We start from the raw sequence: 1,532 nt of genomic DNA, 5'->3' as shown, positions 1-1,532 counted from the left end.
AGGGGATATCCGCCTCGGATAGGTCTTGTGAGCCCAGCGGGCCCATGCAGTAGTCGGCGCTTGCCGACTCGCGGTGACTTGTGGTCACCAGTCAGTGTAGGTGGGTTGGGGCAGAGCCCCAATCCCGGTCAGTAGGAGGTGATCCAGCCGCAGATTCCTCTACGGCTACCTTGTTACGACTTAAGCCCCCTTGCGGAGCCCAGATTCGACCGTCGCATGACGGCCTCATCCGGACCCCANCAGATTCCTCTACGGCTACCTTGTTACGACTTAAGCCCCCTTGCGGAGCCCAGATTCGACCGTCGCATGACGGCCTCATCCGGACCCCACTCGGGTGCTTTGACGGGCGGTGTGTGCAAGGAGCAGGGACGTATTCACCGCGCGCTTCTGACACGCGATTACTACCGAATCCAGCTTCATGCGGGCGGGTTTCAGCCCGCAATCCGAACTACGACTNGGACGTATTCACCGCGCGCTTCTGACACGCGATTACTACCGAATCCAGCTTCATGCGGGCGGGTTTCAGCCCGCAATCCGAACTACGACTACGTTTGGAGATTAGCTTCGCCTCTCGGCGTTGCGTCCCACTGTCATAGCCATTGTAGCCCGCGTGTTGCCCGGTCCATTCGGGGCATACTGACCTACCGTTGCCCATTCCTTCCTCCATTTTAGCAATGGCAGTCCTCCTAGTGTACCCAACCACCGCAGGGGTGTTGCTGGCAACTAGAAGTGTGGGTCTCGCTCGTTGCCTGACTTAACAGGACGCCTCACGGTACGAGCTGACGGCGGCCATGCACCTCCTCTCAGTAGCGTCGAGTAAAGNGGGTCTCGCTCGTTGCCTGACTTAACAGGACGCCTCACGGTACGAGCTGACGGCGGCCATGCACCTCCTCTCAGTAGCGTCGAGTAAAGTCGTCAACCTGACTGTCATTACTACTGTCGGGACCGGTGAGATGTCCGGCGTTGAGTCCAATTAAACCGCAGGCTCCTCCGGTTGTGGTGCTCCCCCGCCAATTCCTTTAAGTTTCATCCTTGCNGGTGAGATGTCCGGCGTTGAGTCCAATTAAACCGCAGGCTCCTCCGGTTGTGGTGCTCCCCCGCCAATTCCTTTAAGTTTCATCCTTGCGGACGTACTTCCCAGGCGGCTCGCTTATCGTCTTCACTACGGCACATCACGTGCTCATGGCGCGTGACATACCTAGCGAGCATTGTTTACAGCCAGGACTACCCGGGTATCTAATCCGGTTCGAGACCCTGGCTTTCGTCCCTCACTGTCGGGTCCGGTCTCTCAACGTGGTTTCCCCATTGGTGGTCCGTCCAGGATTACAGGATTTCACTCCTACCCCGGACGTACCCGTTGAGTCTCTCGGCCCCAAGCTGTGTAGTTTCCACCGGACGCCGACCAGTTGAGCTGGTCGATTTCCCAATGGACTTACACAGCAAGCTACGGACGCTTTAGGCCCAATAATATCGGCCATCACTTGGACTGCCGGTATTACCGCGGCGGCTGGCACCGGTCTTGCCCAGTCCTT

Annotated in this window: 1 rRNA gene; it reads right to left on the bottom strand. The window is 58.2% G+C overall.

The annotated features are described in order from the left end of the window. Positions 1-133: 133 nt before the first annotated feature. Positions 134-1,532, bottom strand: a 16S ribosomal RNA gene (locus C443_RS19490); the annotation flags it as partial.

The sequence above is a fragment of the Haloarcula argentinensis DSM 12282 genome (assembly GCA_000336895.1).
Lineage (GTDB): Archaea > Halobacteriota > Halobacteria > Halobacteriales > Haloarculaceae > Haloarcula > Haloarcula argentinensis.
This window is presented reverse-complemented; position numbering and strand designations above follow the sequence as displayed.